Source organism: Variovorax sp. (genome assembly GCF_035634955.1).
Taxonomy (GTDB): Bacteria; Pseudomonadota; Gammaproteobacteria; order Burkholderiales; family Burkholderiaceae_C; genus Variovorax.
Genome location: NZ_DASQBZ010000020.1, coordinates 196,603 through 214,633, shown reverse-complemented (window position 1 = coordinate 214,633; position 18,031 = coordinate 196,603). Strand labels below are relative to the sequence as shown.

The window sequence follows — 18,031 nt, the reverse complement described above, 5'->3', positions numbered from 1 at the left end:
CCGGCCGCCCCCGACTCCTGCCCATGTCCCTTGCCGCCGACCGCCCCGAGTTCGCCCCACCGCCGCAACGCGGAACGACGCGCGCGCTGATCCTGGCGCTGATCGCCCATGCGCTGCTGATCGCCGCGCTGACCTGGGGCGTGCGCTGGAAGCGCGACAGCCAGAACGCCGCTGTGGAGGCCGAATTGTGGTCGTCCACCGTGCAGCAGGCCGCGCCGCGGGCAGTCTCGCCGCCCACCCCGCCGGCGCCACCGACGCCGGCACCCCCGCCGGCACCCGAACCACCGCCGCCGCCGCCCCCGCCGCCCGCGCCACCTCCCCCGCCCGCGCCGCCGCCGCCGCCCGCCCCGGCGCCCACGCCGGCACCGCCGCCGCCTGCACCCGCGCCGGCGCCGGACATCGCCTTGCAGGAAGAAAAGCGCAAGCTCGAGGAACTCAAGCGCCAACAGGACTACGACGAGCAGCGGCGCAAGGCACAGGAGCAATACCGCCAGCGGCAGGCGGAGGAGCAGAAGCGCCTGGCCGAGCAGAAGAAGCTCGAGGAACAGAAAAAGGCCGAGCAGCAGAAGCTGGCGGAACAGAAGAAGCTCGAAGAGCAGAAAAAGGCTGAGGAACAGAAGCGCCTGGCCGAACAGAAGAAGCTCGAGGAGCAGAAGAAGGCCGAGCAGCAGAAGCTGGCCGAGCAGAAGAAACTCGAAGAACAGAAAAAGGCCGAGCAACAGAAGCTGGCCGAGCAGAAGAAGAAGGAAGAGGCCGCCAAGCAGGCTGCGGCAGCCGCCGCCAAGGACCGGGCCGACACGCTCAAGCGGCTGCAGGCCCTGGCCGGCACCGGCAGCCAGGATTCCACCGGCACGGCGGCGAAGAGCTCCGGCCCTTCGGGCAACTACGGCGCGCGGATCGCCTCGGCCGTGCGACCGAACATCACCTTCCCGGACGCCGACACCGTGCGCGGCAATCCGGCGGCGGAGTTCGACGTCAAGCTTGCGCCGGACGGCACCATCGTCAGCATCAAGCTGGTGCGCTCAAGCGGCCTGTCGTCCTGGGACGACGCCGCCGAACGCGGCCTGCGCAAGACGGACAAGCTGCCGCGCGACACCGACGGACGCGTGCCACCGGCGATGACCATCAGGCTCAGGCCCAAGGACAACTGAACAGGCGATCGCCGGTCAACAATCGGTCTGGCTGGCGACTCCGCCAAGTTGTACAGCAGTGGCCGCGGACGACAGGTTACGGATTCTTGAATTCACGCGCGCGACTTATCGCGCTCCAAGCAGCGGCTTTGGCTTTGTCCGGCCATTTCCGCGCGCCTATCGGCGACGGAGACAAGCCTACACGGCCCAATAGCCTGCGCGATGCGTGGTTGAAATTCAACGCGCGGCGCCAAATCATGGACTGCCGATTGTTGAAGATGATCGACATCGAGATCGACACGTCATCCGGACCATTGCGTACGTGGTGACCGGCCACAAAAGGAATGTGAATCGCCTCGCCCGGTGTGAATGTGAAGCGCCTTCCGAAAGCGTCCTTGTCCAGCGACCACGCTAAACGCGAATTCGCATAGGACACATAAGCCTCGCGCTGGGCGTTCGTCACCACCGATTCGTCCCATTGAGGAAAGACGCTGACCTCCTTGCTCCCACGGAACTGCATGAGGAACGTCGAGTACCGATCAATGTGAAAGGGCGTAACGGAATTGGGTGAAGCAATGAACAAATAGAGTTGCGTGTCGATTGCCTCGTTGCCCAGACCGACACGTCGCATCAGAGCATCTACATCGCTGACCAACTCTCGGTAAAGCGATGCAAATGAAGGATCCGCTTCCGGGCCGGCAACCATGATGTATGAGTCGCTGGTACGGATGTTTTCGATCGCTGCTTCGATGCTGACGGCTCTTGGATTTTGCTTGAAGGTGTTTTCGAAATCGTCCGAGACGCCAAGCTGCTTGACGGAGTACATCACGCGGGACGCTGGCAGCGCCGGCAACACTCGGGCCAGATTGCCCAGGCTCAATGCGGGGTGCTCGAGCAGCTTGTGGGTGAACTTGAATGCGGCGGAATCAAGTAACTTGAAGTCCTGACTGTCCTCGAAGCACTGCACAGCGTCTCCTTGCCTACTTTCGGGAATCGCACGCGTGCCGCGCGCGATGAGAATGCAAGGAAAGTGTAATGCTTTCTTCTTCGTTACAAGAAAAATTTGCGCTTTCGCAAAAAATTTCGCCCGGATTAGGCGGCTGCGGATTCGGCGTAGACGATCATCGCGTTGCCCGCCTCGGCCTGCGCGGTCCAGCTGGCCAGCGCCGCGTCGGTCGGGAAGAAGCGGGCCGCCTCGCCCAGTTGCAGCTCGACCTGCGCGCCGGCGCGAGCCAGCGTGAGCCTGACCGCCAGGCCCTGGCGCAACTCGCCATGCTCGCCCTGCTCCACCTGCGGCGGGAACTCGCGCGCCAGGCGGGCGATGTCCGGCGCGTGGCCATTGACCGCGACGCGCAGGTACTTACCGAAGCGGCAGCGCGCCTGCGCCAGATCCCAGACCTGCTGCACAACGAAGCGCGCCTCGAAGCCGCCACGCCCCGGCTGCAGCCGACCGCTGACGACGACGAGCTCGTCATCCTTGAGCACGTTGCGCTGGGCGTTGAGCAGTGCCTCGTCGACGGTCGCCTCGATCGAGCCCGACTTGTCGTCCAGCTTGAGAATGCCGATGCGGCCGCGGTTGCCGTTGATCACGCGCAGGTCGCCCACGATGCCGGCGATCAGTTGCGGCTCGCGGCTGTCGATGAGGTCGTCGATCTTGCGCTTGACGAAACGCCGCACCTCGTGCGCGACTTCGTCGAACAGGTGACCCGACAGGAAGAAGCCGACCGCCGTCTTCTCGTGCGTGAGCCGCTCGCGCACGCCCCACGGCGTCGCCTCGACCAAGTCCGGCTCTGCCGTGGCCGAGCCATGCTCGCCGTCGCCGAAGATGTCCACCTGCGCAGCATTGGCGGCGGTTGCGTTGGCGAACTCGAAAGCCCGGTCGAGCGAGGCCACCAGCGTGGCGCGGTTCTGCTGCAGGTTGTCGAACGCGCCGGCCTTGATCAGCGCCTCGACCGTGCGCTTGTTGATGCGCTGGCGGTCCACCCGCACGCAGAAGTCGTACAGGCTCTTGAACGGGCCGCCCTCCTCGCGCGCCCGCACGATCGCCTCGATGGCCAGCTCGCCGGTGCCCTTGACGGCGCCCAGGCCGTAGCGGATGACGGTGTCGCTGACCGGCTCGAAGCGGTACCTGCCGCGGTTCACGTCCGGCGGCTCGAAGGTCATGCCGAAGTTCTTGGTCGCGTCCTCGAACAGCACCTTGAGCTTGTCGGTGTTGTCCATTTCCACCGTCATGTTGGCGCAGTAGAACTCGGCGGTGTAATGCACCTTCAGCCAGCCGGTGTGGTAGGCCAGCAGCGAGTACGCGGCAGCATGCGACTTGTTGAAGCCGTAGCCGGCGAACTTCTCCATCAGGTCGAAGATCTCGTCGGCCTTGTCCTGCGGGATTCCGTGCGTCTTGAGCGCACCGGCGCGAAACTTCTCGCGGTGCTCGGCCATCTCCTCGGCCTTCTTCTTGCCCATGGCCCGGCGCAGCAGGTCGGCGCCGCCGAGCGAGTAGCCGCCCAGGATCTGCGCGGTCTGCATCACCTGCTCCTGGTAGACCATGATGCCGTAGGTCTCGCCCAGCATCTCGGCCACCGCCGGGTGCGGGTACTCCACTTCCTCGCGGCCGTGCTTGCGCGCCACGAAGCTGGGAATCAGGTCCATCGGCCCGGGGCGATACAGCGCGTTCAGGGCGATGAGGTCTTCCAGGCGCGTGGGCCGTGCGTCCTTGAGCATGCCCTGCATGCCGCGCGATTCGAACTGGAACACCGCCTCGGTCTTGCCGTCGGCGAACAGGCGGTAGGTGGGCGCATCCTGCAGCGGGATGTTCTCGTACGAGAAGTTCTCCTGGCCCTTGTGGCGCGCCATGATGAACTCGCGCGCGATCTCGAGGATCGTCAGCGTGGCCAGCCCCAGAAAGTCGAACTTCACCAGGCCGATGGCCTCGACGTCGTCCTTGTCGTACTGGCTCACGGCCGAGTCGCTGCCCGGCTGCTGATACAGCGGGCAGAAGTCGGTGAGCTTGCCCGGCGCGATGAGCACGCCGCCGGCGTGCATGCCGATGTTGCGGGTCATGCCCTCGAGCTTCTGCGCCATCTCGACCACCGTGCGCACCTCTTCCTCGCGCTCGATGCGGGCGGCGAGCATCGGCTCGGCGGCGATGGCGTACTTTTCCTTGTCGTCGTCCTTCAGGTCGGGCGGCGGGTACTGCAGCGTCACCGGCTTGCCCGGCTTGTTCGGAATGAGCTTGCTGATGCCGTCGCAGAATGTATAGCTCATGTCCATGACGCGGCCCACGTCACGGATTGCGGCGCGTGCCGCCATGGTGCCGAAGGTGGCGATCTGGCTCACGGCGTTGCGGCCGTACTTGTCCTTGACGTAGTCGATGACGCGGTCGCGGTTGCCCTGGCAGAAGTCGATGTCGAAGTCGGGCATCGACACCCGCTCCGGATTGAGGAAGCGCTCGAACAGCAGGTTGTACTGCAGCGGATCGAGGTCGGTGATCTTCAGCGCGTACGCCACCAGCGAACCGGCTCCCGAGCCCCGGCCAGGCCCGACCGGGCAGCCGTTGTTCTTGGCCCAGTTGATGAAGTCCCCCACGATCAGGAAGTAACCCGGGAACCCCATCTTCAGGATGGTGCCGATCTCGAACTCCAGCCGCTCGACATAGCGCGGCCGCTCCTTGTCGCGCAACGCCGGGTCCGGGTAGAGGTGGGCCAGGCGCTCCTCCAGTCCCTCGAAGGAGGCGACGCGGAAGTACTCCTCGATCGGCATGCCGTTGGGCGTCGGGAAGTCCGGCAGGCGCGGCTTGCCGAGTACCAGCGTGAGGTTGCAGCGCTTTGCGATTTCCACCGTGTTGGCGATCGCGCTGGGAACGTCGGCGAAGAGCGCCTCCATCTGCGCCGCGCTCTTGAAGTATTGCTCTGCCGTGAAGCGGCGCACGCGCCGCTGGTTGCCCAGGATCTCGCCCTCGGCGATGCATACCCGCGCCTCGTGCGACTCGAAGTCGTCCGGCGTGGCGAACTGCACCGGATGCGTGGCCACCACCGGCAGCGACAGGCGGGCGGCCAGCTGGACCGCCGCCACCACGTGCGGCTCGTCGTTGGCACGGCCGGCACGCTGCAGCTCGATGTAGAAGCGATGCGTGAAGATGCCGGCCAGTTGCAGTGCGATCTCGGCGGCACGCTCCTGCCCGTGCGGGCCGCCTGCCAGCAGCGGCTGGCCCAGCGGACCGGCTTGCGCACCCGACAGGGCAATCAGCCCGGCGTTGAGCTCGCGCAGCCATTCGAGCTTGCACACGGCCTGCGACTGGCCGCGCGCGACGTTCTGGGTCCAGGCGCGCGCCAGCAGTTCCGACAGGTTCAGGTAGCCCTGGCGGTCTTGCACCAGCAGGATCATGCGGGTGTGGGCGGCCGGGTCCTTGCCCAGCCCCTCCAGGAAGATCTCGCAGCCCAGCACGGGCTTGACGCCCTTGCCGCGCGCTTCCTTGTAGAACTTGACGCCGCCGAAGAGATTGTTCAGGTCGGTGATGGCCAGCGCCGGCTGCCCGTCGGCAGCGGCCGCCTTCACGACCTCATCGATGCGGTTGGTGCCGTCGACGACGGAAAATTCGGTGTGCAGGCGCAGGTGGACGAACATAAGCCCGATTGTAGGAAGGCGCCCGTATCGGATGGCGCAATGGTGCTTCCTTAAAATCCATGCCCGTGTCCGACATCCTCAACATCGCCGCCTACAAATTCGTCCGGATCGACGATGGCCCCGCGCTGCGCGACAGCCTCCTGGCCCAGGCGCGCGCGCTCGACCTGCGGGGTACGGTGCTCATCGCGCCGGAGGGCATCAACCTCTTCCTGGCCGGCACCGCGGCAAACGTCGAATCGTTCCTGGCCTTCGTGCGGGCCGACGCCCGATTTTCCGACCTGGTGGCCAAGAAAAGCTGGTCGGCCACCCAGCCGTTCAGGCGCATGCTGGTCAAGTGCAAGCGCGAGATCATCCGGATGGACCATCCCGCCATCCAGCCGGCCGCCGGGCGCGCGCCGGGCGTGGAGCCGCAGACCCTCAAGCGCTGGCTCGACCAGGGACACGACGACCAAGGCAAGCCGGTGGTGATGCTGGACACCCGCAATGCCTTCGAAGTGGACTACGGCCGCTTTAAGGGGGCCATCGACTGGCGCATCGGCAAGTTCACCGAGTTTCCCGAGGCCGTGGCCGCGCACCGCGGGCAGCTCGAAGGCAAGACGGTGGTGAGCTACTGCACCGGCGGCATCCGCTGCGAGAAGGCGGCCATCCTCATGCACGAGCTAGGCCTGCCCGACACCCTGCAGCTCGAGGGCGGCATCCTGCGCTATTTCGAGGAAGTCGGCGGCGCCCACTACGAGGGCGACTGCTTCGTCTTCGACGGCCGCGAAGCCCTGGCGCCGGACCTTTCCGCGCGCCGGCAGGAAGTGAGCGCGCGGGCCCCGGAAGACCCCGACCTGGAACTCAAGCGCCCGGCATCCTCGCCCGCCTGAGCCGCCGCGCGCCGTCACATTCCCCGCTCGCCCTCGCGAAACGCCGGATGATCCGGCAGCGGGATGAACTCCGTCTCACCCGGGACCCCGTCGAACCGCTTCGCAACCCAGTCCGCGCCGGCCTGGGCGATGCGTTCGCGCCGGCTCGAGACGAAGTTCCAGACGATGTGGCGCGGCCCGTCGAGTGCGTCGCCGCCGATCACCACCGCGCGAACCGGTTCGTCGCCGACGACACGCAGTTCGCAGCCCCGGCCTTCCTCCGGCAGCAGCACCATGGTGTAGGGCGGCACCGCTTCGCCGTCGAGCGTCACCTGGCCCTGCACCACGTACAGGGCCTGTTCCTGCGCCAGTGCCGGCGGCAGTTCGATGCGCCCGCCCCTGGGCAGCTGGATGTCCAGGTACAGCGTGGGCGCGAAGGTGGCGACCGGCGAATGCGCGCCGAAGGCGTCGCCCACCATCACGCGCAGCGGGTGGCCCTGCACGCTGACCTCGGGAATGTCGGCGGCGCCCGTGTGGGTGAAGCTGGGGGCCACCTCCTCCTTGTCCTGCGGCAACGCCACCCACAGCTGCAGGCCGTGGTTGACGAAGTCGCCGTGCAGCAGCCGCTTGGGCTTGCGCTCGGAATGCACGATGCCGCGTCCGGCCGTCATCCAGTTGACCGCGCCGGGCAGGATCTCCTGCTCACTGCCGATGCTGTCGCGGTGCATCATCGCGCCCTCGAACAGGTAGGTGACGGTGGCCAGCCCGATGTGCGGGTGCGGGCGCACGTCGTGCGCGTTGCCGGCATGCTCGGTGACCGGGCCCATGTGGTCGAAGAACACGAACGGCCCGACCGAGCGGCGCGCGGCCGCCGGCAGGAGCCGGCGCACCATGAAGCCGCCACCCAGGTCCTTCTGGTGGGATTGAAGCAATTGCATCGTGGGTCCTTGTCGAGGTTGTCGGTGGGAATGCGAGGCACCACCGCGCTCAGGCGCGCAGTTGCCTCGCCGCGGCGGCCGCCACCCGCGCGCCGAGGGCGCGCGCGGTGTCCAGGTCGCCCTGCGCCATCTCGGATGAACTGGCGTCCGTTGGCGAGGTGGCCAGCGCGCCGGCGTACCCGCCCACGTAGTTGGGCGAATCACGCGTCGCGGCCTTGTCGTTGCTCGGCAGCACGCCAAGGCCGATCCACAGCCCGCCGTGCTGCATGGCGAGCGTCCAGAAGTAGGCGATGGTCGCGTGCTTGTCGCCGTTCATCGCGCTGGAATTGGTGAAGCCGGCGAACAGCTTGTCCTTCCAGCTCTGCACGAACCAGGGCTTGGACGAGGCGTCGGCGAACTTCTTGAACTGCCAGCTCGGCCCGCCCATGTAGGTCGGAGCGCCGAAGATGATGGCGTCGGCGGCTGCCAGCGCCTCCCAGCCGCCGCGCGGCAGGTTGCCATCGGCGTCGATGGCGATCAGGTGGGCGCCGGCGCCGTCGGCCACCGCCTGCGCCAGGCGCTGGGTGTGGCCATAGCCGGAATGGAAAAGGACGATGATTTCAGACATCGCCCGAGTGTCCACGGCGGATTACTTCTTGTCGATGGACAGGCGACCGGGGCCGAAAGCCGCCAGCGCCAGCAAGCCGCCCACCACCGCGATGTTCTTGTTGAACAGCAGCGTCACGACCATCTTCTGCGCTTCGGGGGCCGCCCAGAACGCATGGAAGAAGAAGGATGCAGCCAGCGTGAACACGGCCAGCACGATCGCCGCGATGCGCGTCTTGTAGCCCACCAGCAGCGCGATGCCGGCGCCGAGCTCCACGATGATCGCGATCACCGCCGCAACGCTGGGCAGCGGCAGACCGACCGAACCGATGTAGCCGACCGTGCCGGCAAAGCCCATCAGCTTGCCGAAGCCAGCCGGAATGAACAGGTACGCGACGAGCACGCGGCCAAGCAGCGCAAGCAGGTCGCCCGCGGGCGTGACGGTTGCCGCACGGGTGGAAGAGGCGGTGATGGAATTGGACATGGAAGCACTCCTGGTTGAGAAAATCGATGGTGATGAAATCGGCGGCGTGCCGAACCACCGGCACGCCGCCGCGGAACTCAGGCCTGCAAATCGAACACGAGCACTTCGGCCTGCTTGCCGCCGGTGATCGACAGGGCATCGACGCCTTCGAGCTTGGCCGCGTCGCCGCCCGAGAGCTTCTCGCCGTTGATCTCGAGCTCGCCGCGGATCAGGTGGACGTAGGTCTTGCGTGTCGGGTCGAGCGCCAATTGCGCCTGCTCGTTGCTGTCGAACAGGCCGGCGTACAGGCGCGCATCGGCATGGATCAGCACCGAGCCGTCGGCCGCGTCGGGCGAGGCGACCAGGCGCAGGCGACCGCGCTTCTCCGCGTCGGGGAATGCCTTCTGCTCGTAGCCGGGCTCGATGCCCTTCACGTTCGGCTCGATCCAGATCTGCAGAAAGTGCGTGGTCTCGTCCTTCTTGTGGTTGAACTCGCTGTGCATCACGCCGCGGCCGGCGCTCATGCGCTGCACGTCGCCCGGCGGAATCGACTCGACATTGCCCATGCTGTCCTTGTGCGCCAGTTCGCCCGACAGCACGTAGCTGACGATCTCCATGTCCCGGTGGCCGTGGGTGCCGAAGCCGGCGCCGGCCGCCACGCGGTCCTCGTTGATCACACGCAGGTTGCCAAAGCCCATGTGGGCCGGGTCGTAATACCCCGCGAAGGAAAAGCTGTGGAACGAACGCAGCCAGCCGTGATCGGCGTAGCCGCGTTCTTGTGATCTGCGAATTTGAATCATGGTGAAGCTCCTGTGGCGCGGGCGCCTTGCCCTGCACTTTCCTTGTGAGCCGCGCCCTTCTGCGCAGCGATGGGATGAATTTTGGGCGCCCGCACCGGCCTCGCCAGCGCCGTGTTTTGAAGGCATCATTCGATTTTTTTGAACGATCGAGACCGCCCGATGTCCAGCGCACGCGATGTCCTGACCCCCGACGCCCTGGCCATGCTCCAGGCCGTGGCCGAAACCGGCAGCTTTGCCGGAGCGGCGCGCGCCCTCGGGCTCGTTCCCAGCGCCCTGAGCTACCGCGTGCGCCAGATCGAGGACGCGCTCGACGTGCTGCTGTTCGACCGCAGCGCCCGCCAGGCCCGCGTCACCGAGGCTGGCGCCGAGCTGCTACGCGAAGGCGCGCGCCTGCTCGGGGAGATCGATGCGGTGGCGAACCGCGTGCGGCGCGTCGCCACGGGCTGGGAGGCGCAGCTCACCATCGCGCTGGACACCGTCATCGCGCGCGATCCGGTGATGGACCTGGTGGGCGCCTTCTACGACCTGAACCCGCCGACGCGCCTGAAGCTGCGCGACGAATCCCTGCTCGGCACCGTGCAGGCCCTGACCGACGGGCATGCGGACCTGGCCATCGGCGCCGTGGTCGATTCCTCCGCGCTCTCGTATGCCGCGCCGGGCGTGCACAGTTGCGAGCTGGGCGAACTGCACTTCGTGTACTGCGTGGCGCCGCACCATCCGCTGGCGCAGGAGAAAGGCCCGTTGAGCGACGAACTGCTGCGCCGCCATCGCGGCGTCGCGGCGGCCGATTCGTCGCGCAGCGGCCACAGCATGAACGTCAACCTGATCAGCGGGCAGGACGTGCTCACCGTGCCCAGCATGCACGCCAAGCTGTCGGCGCAACTGCATGGCCTGGGCGGCGGCTTCCTGCCCGAGCCGATGGCGCGCCCGTTCATCGAGGCCGGCCACCTCGTGGCCTGCCGTACGCGACGCAGCCCACCGGTCGGACAGATGCACTGCGCCTGGCGCGTCTCCGGCAGCGGCCAGCCCGGCCGCGCGCTCACCTGGTGGCTGGCGCGCTTCGAGCACGAAGGCACGCGCCGCGCACTGCTGGAAAACCATCGGGGCCGATGACCCGGCGGGCGCGACGGCCGGCTGGCCTTGCGGTTAGAGTCCGAGGCAACCCGCACGCATCGCCGAAAGACCTCATGCCACAGACCCGCCCTCGCACCCGCCCCCCTGCCACCTCGAAGAAGAAGCACTTCGCCATCGTCGGCGCCGGCATGGCCGGCGTGGCCTGCGCGCGCACGCTGGTGCAGGCCGGCCACCAGGTGACTGTGTTCGAAGCCTCGGGTCGCCCGGGCGGACGCATGGCCAGCGAGGACTCGCCCTTCGGCAGCTTCGACACCGGCGCCCAGTATTTCACCGTGCGCGACCCGCGCTTCATGCGTGTCGTGCAGATCGAGCCCGAACTGTGCCGGCCCTGGAGCGCCAACGCCGTGCGCGTGCTCGATGCGCACGGCCGGGTCGCCGAGGCGGCGCTGCCCAATCACGAGCCGCACTTCGTGGCACAGCCTGGCATGGACGCGCTGGTGCGCCAATGGGCGCGCCCGCTGGGCGACGCGCTCCTCACCGGCGTCGAGGTTGCGGCGCTGGAGCCCGACGCGCTCGACCGCCGCCGCTGGCAGGTGCGTACGCGCGGCGAGGGCGACTCGCAGCACGTCTACTCCGGCTTCGATGCGGTGCTGCTGGCAACGCCGCCCAATCCGACGCGGCGCCTCCTGGGCGAGCACTCGCCGCTGCTGTCCGGGCAGATGGCCCACGTCCGGGTGGATCCATGCTGGGCGCTGATGATCGCCTTCACGAACGCCAGCCAGCCCACCCTGGCGCATCTGGGCCCGCAATGGAACGCGGCGCGCAGCACCCATCACCGCATCGCCTGGCTGGCGCGCGAATCCTCCAAGCCCGGCCGCCAGGTGCTCGAACGCTGGACGGTGCAGGCCAGCCCGGCCTGGTCGCTAGAACACCTGCGCGACGACGCGCCCCGCGTGCAGGCCAAGTTGCTGCGCGCCTTCTCCGAGATCACCGGCATCCGCGCCGAACCCGGCTACGCCCGCGCGCGCTGCTGGCCAGAAGCACAGACCGCCGTCGCGGCCGGACGCCCGCACCTGTGGGACGCCAAGGCCGGCCTGGGCGCCGCCGGCGACTGGTGCACCGGCCACCGCGTCGAAGAGGCATTCCTCTCCGGCCTGTCGCTGGCGCTGGCTGTCGCCTGAGCGCGAACGCCGCTTCCGACGGTCATTGCGGGCGCGCCTTGGCCTGACGGTACTGGCGCTTGTCACCCACGCGCTGCCCGCCCGGCTCGATATTGACGCAGATGCGCCCTCCGCAAAGCTGCGCGTCGGAGGCATAGAAGGCCCGGACCACGGGAATCGCACTGTCGTAGCGCGCCAGTTCGTCCTTCGCCGCGGCCAACTCCCTGCGGTAGTAGCCCAATACTGCCCAGGCCACCAGCAGCGCCACCAGCAGGACGGTGCCGGCGGCCCCCAGCCACACCCACACCGCCCGATTCGCCGAATGGACGTGATTCGATGCGGCCGCGAGGGCCTGGTCCAACCGATGCACCACCGGCAACGCGGCCGCCTGCGCCTCGTTGGCGATTCGCGCACCGGCCGCGTCGACGACGCCAGCGACGTCCCTGCGCACCTGCTTGACCTGCGACTGCAGCGATTCGAGTTCCCGGCCGATGGCGGCCGTCAGCCGCGCTTCCCGCTGCTCGAGTGCCGCCTGCAGGGTAAGCAACGCAGCGGCGGCTTTGCCCAGGCCTGGGTCCGGCGCATCCGAGTCATGGCGCATGGCTGTCCTCCGGCGTGACATGTGTATTCATCGCCGGCCCCTTACATCTGCAGCACAAGAACGGGCGCCGATTTCTCCTGCGCCCGCTGGGCCTGAACTCGCTCCTGCGCCTGCTGCTCGGCCAGCAATCGTGCGCCCAGCCTCTGCAAGTCCTGCCCCTGGTCGGATTGGGCGAACAGCCGCGCAGCCTCGCTCAACAAGGCCTCATCGCCTTGGCTCGCGGCATGGCAGGCGAGATTCAGAAGCGGGTTGCCGAAGGGCCCGTCCATGGCCCTCTCGGCGGCGTGTGTACGGGCCGGATCGTCGCCCTTGCTCGCCAGCGTCTGCGGGCTGCGCAGGTGCACGCGGTAGGGATCGTCGGGCATGAATTGCTGCGCCTTCTCCTGGTTCTGCAGCCGCAGCGCCCGGGTGTCGTCCAGCTCGCGAATCCGCACCGGATCGGTGACGACAGACGCAGGCCACAGCGCGGCGCCGTCGATGCCGGAGCGCATGCTTCCCCACTGGCGCGCCACCTCGTCATATTTGTAGTACTGGTGCTGGTTGCCGATGCGGTCGGGGTCCGTGGCGGGCAGGCTTTGCGAGGCCTCCAGGGTGGCAGCGGCGAGGCTGCCCATGTAGCGCGTCGCCTCTGGCGCGGCAAGGTAGCGGACGATCTCTTCGGACGTATTCCACGCGCGGTTCAGGCCCAGGCGGGCGTTGTCCAGCAGCTGCGACCAGACGCGTTCGGCGGCGACCTCCCCATCTTGCGTGCGCGCGGCTTCCAGCAGGACGCGCGGGGTCCAGGCGTTGGGGTCGAGTTTCTCCGACTCGAAAGTCAAATCGTGCGCTCGCTGCACCGCCTTGACAGGCAGGTTCAGTGCCTGCTCGGGGCTGTGGCCTTTGAAGAATGCCTGTTCGCGCTGGTCGTAGTCATGCTGGATCAGCAACTGCCCGAACTTCTCCCACTCGTGCTCGCTTAGCACGCGTCCGTCGTGCCGGTACGCATGGTGCTGGGCATAGCTATTGGCCACTGCCCCCGGCATGTTGTCATTGCGCACGACACCCAGCGCCAGCAGGCCGTAGCCGTCGTTGCCGGGCAGTTGCGCCAGGTAGTTCCAGTACAGCTCCCTGTTGTGCCGGTCAAACGCGTACGCCTTTAGGATTTGCATGTCCCGCTTGGTCAATCCACTCACTGTCACTCCTCCTTCTTCTTCCAGCCCTCGCCCTCACCGACGTAGTAGCGATCCAGGTTCTGCCGGTAGGTCTGCTCGATGCTTTGCCATTCGCCCAACAACACGCGCGCGTAGCCAAGCGAGACCAAGGCCTTGTATTTGGGAATGGCAAAGTAGTGAGTGCACAAGGCGCTCCGCCTGACTTCCGGCACATCGACTACCCGCCCGTCTTGAAGCACCAGCCCGTCCGGCTGGATCTGCGGGCTGCACACAATGTGAGTGACGAGTTGCCCCTGGGCGTCCCGACGGATGTACCAGTCTCGAATGTCCTCCGGCCTGGGCGGCCAGTACTGGAAGTACTCCTGGCCCTTGACAATGTCGCGAAACAGTTGCTTGTCCCGATCGCTGACATACCAGCGCTGCAGGCCGTGCACATCCTCACCCCGCGTGCGGTACGCCAGATTCCACACCGGATCCCGGCGGTCCAAGAACGTTGGCAGAGGCGGGCTGACCCCGTTCTCCATCGACTCCTGCCATGGCAGCCGGTCCACGTAGTTGATGTCGCCACCAACCAGCGCAAAGAACTCCGGCATGCTCATCACGCGCCGCCGACCGGGCGGCAGCGGCTTGAGTTCGGGCCATTTCACCTGCATCGTCACTCCGCCCTGGAAGTCCGGGCCCGCCTGGTCGGTGAAATAGTTCGCCGGGATCATGAACCGGTGCGGGCCTAGCCACGTCTCCTGGGGGGCGTTGGTGTACGTGTAGCCATCGGCGTCGTTGATGATCAACGGCTCCTGCGCGTACTGCATGTGGGCCAGGTCCCTGGCCAGCTTGGCGTCGCGCTTTGTGGGTGGCTGCAAGCAGCCTGACAGTACGACCGCCGAAGCCAGCACAAGCAGCAGCCTCGACGCTCGCGGCGGATCCATCCTGGCGTGCCGGTCCCCCTGTTTCTCCTGCCTATCTTTTCTGCTCACCACCTCGTTCCTCCCTCTTCTTCTTCCAGCCCTCGCCCTCACCGACGTAGTAGCGATCCAGGTTCTGCCGGTAGGTCTGTTCGATGCGTTGCCATTCGCCCAACAACACGCGCGCGTAGCCAAGCGAGACCAACGCCTTGTATTTGGGAATGGCAAAGGAATGCCTGCACAAGGCGCTCCGCCTGACTTCCGGCACATCGACTACCCGCCCGTCTTGAAGCACCAGCCCGTCCGGCTGGATCAGGGGGGTGCACTTGATGCGGGTAACAAGTTGCCCCTGGGCGTCCCACCGGAGGTACCAGTCTTCAATGTCCTCGGGCCTGGGCGGCCAGTACTGGAAGTACTCCTGGCCCTTGACAATGTCGCGAAACAATTGCTTGTCCCGATCGCTGACATACCAGCGCTGCAGGCCGTGCACATCTTGACCCCGCGTGCGGTACGCCAGATTGCGCACCGGATCCCGGCGGCGCAAGGAAGTTGACAGAGGCGGGCTGACCCCGTTCTCCATCGACTCCTGCCATGGCAGCCGGTCCACATAGTTGATGCCGCCACCAACCAGCGCAAAGAACTCCGGCATGCTCATCACGCGCCGCCGCCCGGGCGGCAGCGGTTTGAGGTCGGGCCATTCCACTTCCATCGTCACTCCGCCCTGGAAGTCCGGGCCTGCCTGGTCGGTGAAATAGTTCGCCGGGATCATGAACCGGTGCGGGCCCAGCCACGTCTCCTGCGGGGCGTTGGTGTACGTGTAGCCATCGGCGTCGTTGATGATCAACGGCTCCTGCGCATACTGCATGTGGGCCAGGTCCCTGGCCAGCTTGGCGTCGCGCTTTGTGGGTGGCTGCAAGCAGCCTGACAGCACGACCGCCGAAGCCAGCACAAGCAGCCATCGGCCCCGGCCTGTCCGCGCGGCTGCGGCCATGTCGATCGCGCGCGGCAATGCAGCGGCCTCGACGGTCGTTGAGTGACGCACGATGCTCTCCCTGATCTGTTTGAATTCTGGAAATGAGTATAGGCAGCCCTCCAATGCGCTGGCACGATGAAACAACAGCCTCCCGACGTTTGGAGCTATTCGATGCCGTCTATGTCCCCTGTGATGCTTGACACCGGCCGCTTCGCCCCCTCGCCCACCGGCCCGCTACATGCCGGTTCGCTGGTGGCCGCGCTGGCCAGTTGGCTGGACGTGCGTGCGCGCGGCCCGCGGGCACGCTGGCTGGTGCGCATCGAGGACGCCGACACCGAGCGCTGCAGGCCCGGGCTCGCCGAACTGATCCTGCGGCAACTGGCGGCCTGCGGCCTGTTGCCTGACGAACCGCCGGTGTGGCAGACGCGCCGCACCATGCTGTACGAATCCGCGCTCGAGCGCCTGCGCGATGCTGGCCTGGCCTACCCGTGCGGCTGCTCGCGCAGCGACATCGACGCCGCCCTGGCCCGGCAGGGCGTGATCCATGAACGCCACGGGGAACGCGTCTACCCCGGCACCTGCCGCACCGGCCTGCACGGCAAGCCGGCGCGCGCGTGGCGCTTCGCCGCGACCCGATTCCAGGGCGACGCGGGAGCCGTGCACTGGATCGACCGCCGTCTGGGCGCGCAGCGGCAGGACGTGGCGCGCGAGGTGGGCGACTTCGTCCTGCGCCGTGCAGATGGCCCTTGGGCCTATCAACTCGCGGTGGTCGTGGACGACGCCGACCAGGGCATCACCGACGTGGTGCGCGGCGAAGACCTGGCCGACAACACGGCGCGCCAGATCCTGCTGCAGCGCGCGCTCGGCCTGCCGCAGCCGCGCTACCTGCACACGCCCCTGGTACTGGGCGAGGACGGCAGCAAGCTGTCCAAGCAGAATGGCGCCACGGCCATCGATACCGGCACGCCGCAGGCTGCTGCCGCCGCCCTCGCCTCCGCGGCCCGGGCGCTCGGACTGGCCGGTACCGAAACCACTGGCTGGGTGGCGCAATGGCGCGCTCTCTACAATCGCGATCCCCATGAATCCGCGTGACCCTGATCCCGTGGCCGGTGACGACGACGTTCCCGCGCCGCTGCCCTCCGCCTCCGCCGAGGCGCATCCCGCGCCCGCCCATGCCGATGCCGGCGACGGCGCCCTCCACCCCCTGCACCGCCGGCTGCGCAGCTTCGTCAAGCGCGGCGGACGCACCACCGACGGCCAGGCGCGCGCCTACCGCGAGCAAGGACCGGCGTTCCTGCTGCCCTATCGCGCGCAGCCGCTGGACCTGGCCGCCGCCTTCGGCCGGGCAGCGCCGACTGTGCTCGAGATCGGCTTCGGCATGGGCGAGGCCACGGCCCACATCGCCGCGCTCAGGCCCGAGACCAACTTCCTGTGCTGCGAGGTGCACGAGCCCGGTGTCGGTGCGCTGCTCAAGCGCATCGGCGAGCAGCAGCTGAACAACATCCGCATCTGCGCGCATGACGCGGTCGAGGTGATCGACCACATGCTGGTGCCGGCGTCGCTGGCCGGCGTGCACATCTTCTTTCCCGATCCGTGGCACAAGAAGCGGCACCACAAGCGCCGCCTGATCCAGCCGCCGCTGGTGCACAAGCTGGCCGAGCGCCTGGCACCCGGCGGCTACCTGCACTGCGCCACCGACTGGCAGCCGTACGCCGAACAGATGGTGCAGGTGCTGGCGGCCGAACCCTTGCTCGAACGCTCGCCGCAGGCGTCCGCCGACGGCTATTCGCCCAAGCCGGACTACCGGCCGCTGACCAAGTTCGAGAACCGCGGCCTGCGCCTGGGCCACGGCGTGTACGACGTCCTGTTCACCCGAACCTGACTTGCGCCGCGCCGGCGTTCTGTCCGGTGGCGGACAGCGGGCGACCGCGCGTTGGTCTACATTGGCGGCGGTATCCCAGCCCCACGAAACGACCTTCAGGAGACGCGCCATGAACGCCACCACCGCCCAGGAAACCGAAGCCTTGCGCCGACAGGTCGGCGAAGAGGAATGGAAGCTGAGGGTAGACCTGGCAGCGTGCTACCGGCTGGTCGCCCTGTACGGCTGGAGCGACTTGGTGTTCACCCACATCAGTGCCCGCATCCCGGGGCCGGAGCATCACTTCCTGATCAACCCCTACGGCCTGATGTTCGACGAGATCACGGCCTCCAGCCTGGTCAAGGTCGACCAGCACTGCAACAAGGTGATCGACTCGCCGCATCCGGTCAACCCGGCCGGCTTCACCATCCACAGCTGCATCCACGAAGCGCGCGAAGACGTCGGTTGCGTGCTGCACACCCACAGCCGCGCCGGAATCGCCGTCAGCGCACAGAAGTGCGGCGTGCTGCCGATCAGCCAGCAAAGCACCTTCGTGCTGTCGTCGCTGGCCTATCACGACTACGAAGGCGTGGCCCTGCGCGACGACGAGAAGCCGCGTTTGGCTAGCGACCTGGGCGACAAGACGTACCTGATGCTGCGCAACCACGGACTGTTGACCGTGGGCCGGTCCATCCCCGAGGCGTTTCTCTCGATGTACACGTTCGAGAACACCTGCCGCATCCAGATCGACGCCCAGGCCGGCGGCGAGCTGGTGCACGTGGACCCGCGCATCCTTCAGGGCCTGGCGCAGGTGATGAAGACGGTGACTGCAGGCCAGGGCGCCAACATCGCCTGGCCAGCCCTGCTGCGCCGGCTCGACCGAACGGACCCGGGCTACAAGCAATAGCAGCCCCCGGCCGGCGCCGGC

At 67.4% G+C, this 18,031-nt stretch carries 17 protein-coding genes; 7 read left to right on the top strand and 10 right to left on the bottom strand.

Features of this window, described 5'->3' with window-relative positions:
* The first annotated feature begins 23 nt into the window (after positions 1 to 23).
* The gene (gene tolA, locus VES41_RS10355; protein ID WP_324816354.1) at positions 24 to 1,151 is read left to right on the top strand and encodes a cell envelope integrity protein TolA; all 1,128 of its coding nucleotides are present in this window, start codon (positions 24 to 26) and stop codon (positions 1,149 to 1,151) included.
* Positions 1,152 to 1,227: 76 nt separating this feature from the next.
* On the opposite strand, the gene VES41_RS10350 is transcribed toward tolA, so the two are convergent.
* Both VES41_RS10350 and dnaE read right to left on the bottom strand, forming a co-directional pair.
* Positions 1,228 to 2,097, bottom strand: a complete 870-nt coding sequence (locus VES41_RS10350) for a cupin-like domain-containing protein (RefSeq protein ID WP_324816353.1) — start codon at positions 2,095 to 2,097, stop codon at positions 1,228 to 1,230.
* Positions 2,098 to 2,222: 125 nt separating this feature from the next.
* Positions 2,223 to 5,750 carry a DNA polymerase III subunit alpha gene (dnaE, locus tag VES41_RS10345; RefSeq protein WP_324816352.1) on the bottom strand — a complete coding sequence of 1,176 codons (3,528 nt, stop codon included), beginning with the start codon at positions 5,748 to 5,750 and terminating at the stop codon, positions 2,223 to 2,225.
* A gap of 65 nt (positions 5,751 to 5,815) precedes the next feature.
* Here dnaE and VES41_RS10340 point away from each other — a divergent pair, with 65 nt between their 5' ends.
* A complete protein-coding gene (locus VES41_RS10340; protein WP_324816351.1) occupies positions 5,816 to 6,619 on the top strand; it encodes a sulfurtransferase in 804 nt (267 codons plus the stop codon).
* Positions 6,620 to 6,633: 14 nt separating this feature from the next.
* Here the strand turns inward: VES41_RS10340 and VES41_RS10335 are convergent, their stop codons facing one another.
* The 4 genes from VES41_RS10335 to VES41_RS10320 form a co-directional block, all read right to left on the bottom strand.
* Positions 6,634 to 7,536 carry a pirin family protein gene (locus VES41_RS10335; protein ID WP_324816349.1) on the bottom strand — a complete coding sequence of 301 codons (903 nt, stop codon included), beginning with the start codon at positions 7,534 to 7,536 and terminating at the stop codon, positions 6,634 to 6,636.
* Positions 7,537 to 7,585: 49 nt separating this feature from the next.
* A complete protein-coding gene (locus VES41_RS10330; protein WP_324816348.1) occupies positions 7,586 to 8,143 on the bottom strand; it encodes a flavodoxin family protein in 558 nt (185 codons plus the stop codon).
* A 21-nt stretch (positions 8,144 to 8,164) separates the two neighbouring features.
* Entirely contained in the window at positions 8,165 to 8,605 is a 441-nt protein-coding gene (locus tag VES41_RS10325; RefSeq protein ID WP_324816346.1) for a DoxX family protein, read from the bottom strand.
* Positions 8,606 to 8,682: 77 nt separating this feature from the next.
* The gene (locus tag VES41_RS10320) at positions 8,683 to 9,384 is read right to left on the bottom strand and encodes a pirin family protein (RefSeq protein ID WP_324816344.1); all 702 of its coding nucleotides are present in this window, start codon (positions 9,382 to 9,384) and stop codon (positions 8,683 to 8,685) included.
* Between the two features lie 159 nt (positions 9,385 to 9,543).
* Between VES41_RS10320 and VES41_RS10315 the strand changes: the two genes are divergently transcribed.
* Both VES41_RS10315 and VES41_RS10310 read left to right on the top strand, forming a co-directional pair.
* The gene (locus tag VES41_RS10315) at positions 9,544 to 10,497 is read left to right on the top strand and encodes a LysR family transcriptional regulator (protein ID WP_324816343.1); all 954 of its coding nucleotides are present in this window, start codon (positions 9,544 to 9,546) and stop codon (positions 10,495 to 10,497) included.
* A gap of 74 nt (positions 10,498 to 10,571) precedes the next feature.
* Positions 10,572 to 11,639, top strand: a complete 1,068-nt coding sequence (locus tag VES41_RS10310) for an NAD(P)/FAD-dependent oxidoreductase (protein ID WP_324816342.1) — start codon at positions 10,572 to 10,574, stop codon at positions 11,637 to 11,639.
* A 22-nt stretch (positions 11,640 to 11,661) separates the two neighbouring features.
* Here the strand turns inward: VES41_RS10310 and VES41_RS10305 are convergent, their stop codons facing one another.
* The 4 genes from VES41_RS10305 to VES41_RS10290 all read right to left on the bottom strand — a co-directional run bounded on the left by VES41_RS10305 (position 11,662) and on the right by VES41_RS10290 (position 15,314).
* Positions 11,662 to 12,219, bottom strand: a complete 558-nt coding sequence (locus VES41_RS10305) for a hypothetical protein (protein ID WP_324816340.1) — start codon at positions 12,217 to 12,219, stop codon at positions 11,662 to 11,664.
* 41 nt (positions 12,220 to 12,260) lie between these two features.
* A complete protein-coding gene (locus tag VES41_RS10300) occupies positions 12,261 to 13,391 on the bottom strand; it encodes a hypothetical protein (RefSeq protein ID WP_324816339.1) in 1,131 nt (376 codons plus the stop codon).
* A gap of 2 nt (positions 13,392 to 13,393) precedes the next feature.
* Positions 13,394 to 14,179, bottom strand: coding sequence for a hypothetical protein (locus VES41_RS10295; RefSeq protein ID WP_324816338.1), 786 nt, complete (start codon positions 14,177 to 14,179; stop codon positions 13,394 to 13,396).
* A 148-nt stretch (positions 14,180 to 14,327) separates the two neighbouring features.
* Positions 14,328 to 15,314: a hypothetical protein gene (locus VES41_RS10290; protein WP_324816337.1), complete on the bottom strand. Its 987-nt coding sequence runs from the start codon at positions 15,312 to 15,314 to the stop codon at positions 14,328 to 14,330.
* 123 nt (positions 15,315 to 15,437) lie between these two features.
* On the opposite strand from VES41_RS10290, the gene gluQRS reads away from it, so the two are divergent.
* The 3 genes from gluQRS to VES41_RS10275 all read left to right on the top strand — a co-directional run bounded on the left by gluQRS (position 15,438) and on the right by VES41_RS10275 (position 18,010).
* Positions 15,438 to 16,337 carry a tRNA glutamyl-Q(34) synthetase GluQRS gene (gene gluQRS / locus VES41_RS10285; protein ID WP_324816335.1) on the top strand — a complete coding sequence of 300 codons (900 nt, stop codon included), beginning with the start codon at positions 15,438 to 15,440 and terminating at the stop codon, positions 16,335 to 16,337.
* Positions 16,324 to 17,127 (top strand): tRNA (guanosine(46)-N7)-methyltransferase TrmB, encoded by an 804-nt coding sequence (gene trmB / locus VES41_RS10280; RefSeq protein ID WP_324816334.1) that lies wholly within the window; start codon positions 16,324 to 16,326, stop codon positions 17,125 to 17,127. The genes gluQRS and trmB overlap by 14 nt, the downstream gene beginning before the upstream one ends.
* Positions 17,128 to 17,236: 109 nt before the next feature.
* Positions 17,237 to 18,010, top strand: coding sequence for a class II aldolase/adducin family protein (locus VES41_RS10275; protein WP_324816333.1), 774 nt, complete (start codon positions 17,237 to 17,239; stop codon positions 18,008 to 18,010).
* The last annotated feature ends 21 nt before the right edge of the window (positions 18,011 to 18,031 follow it).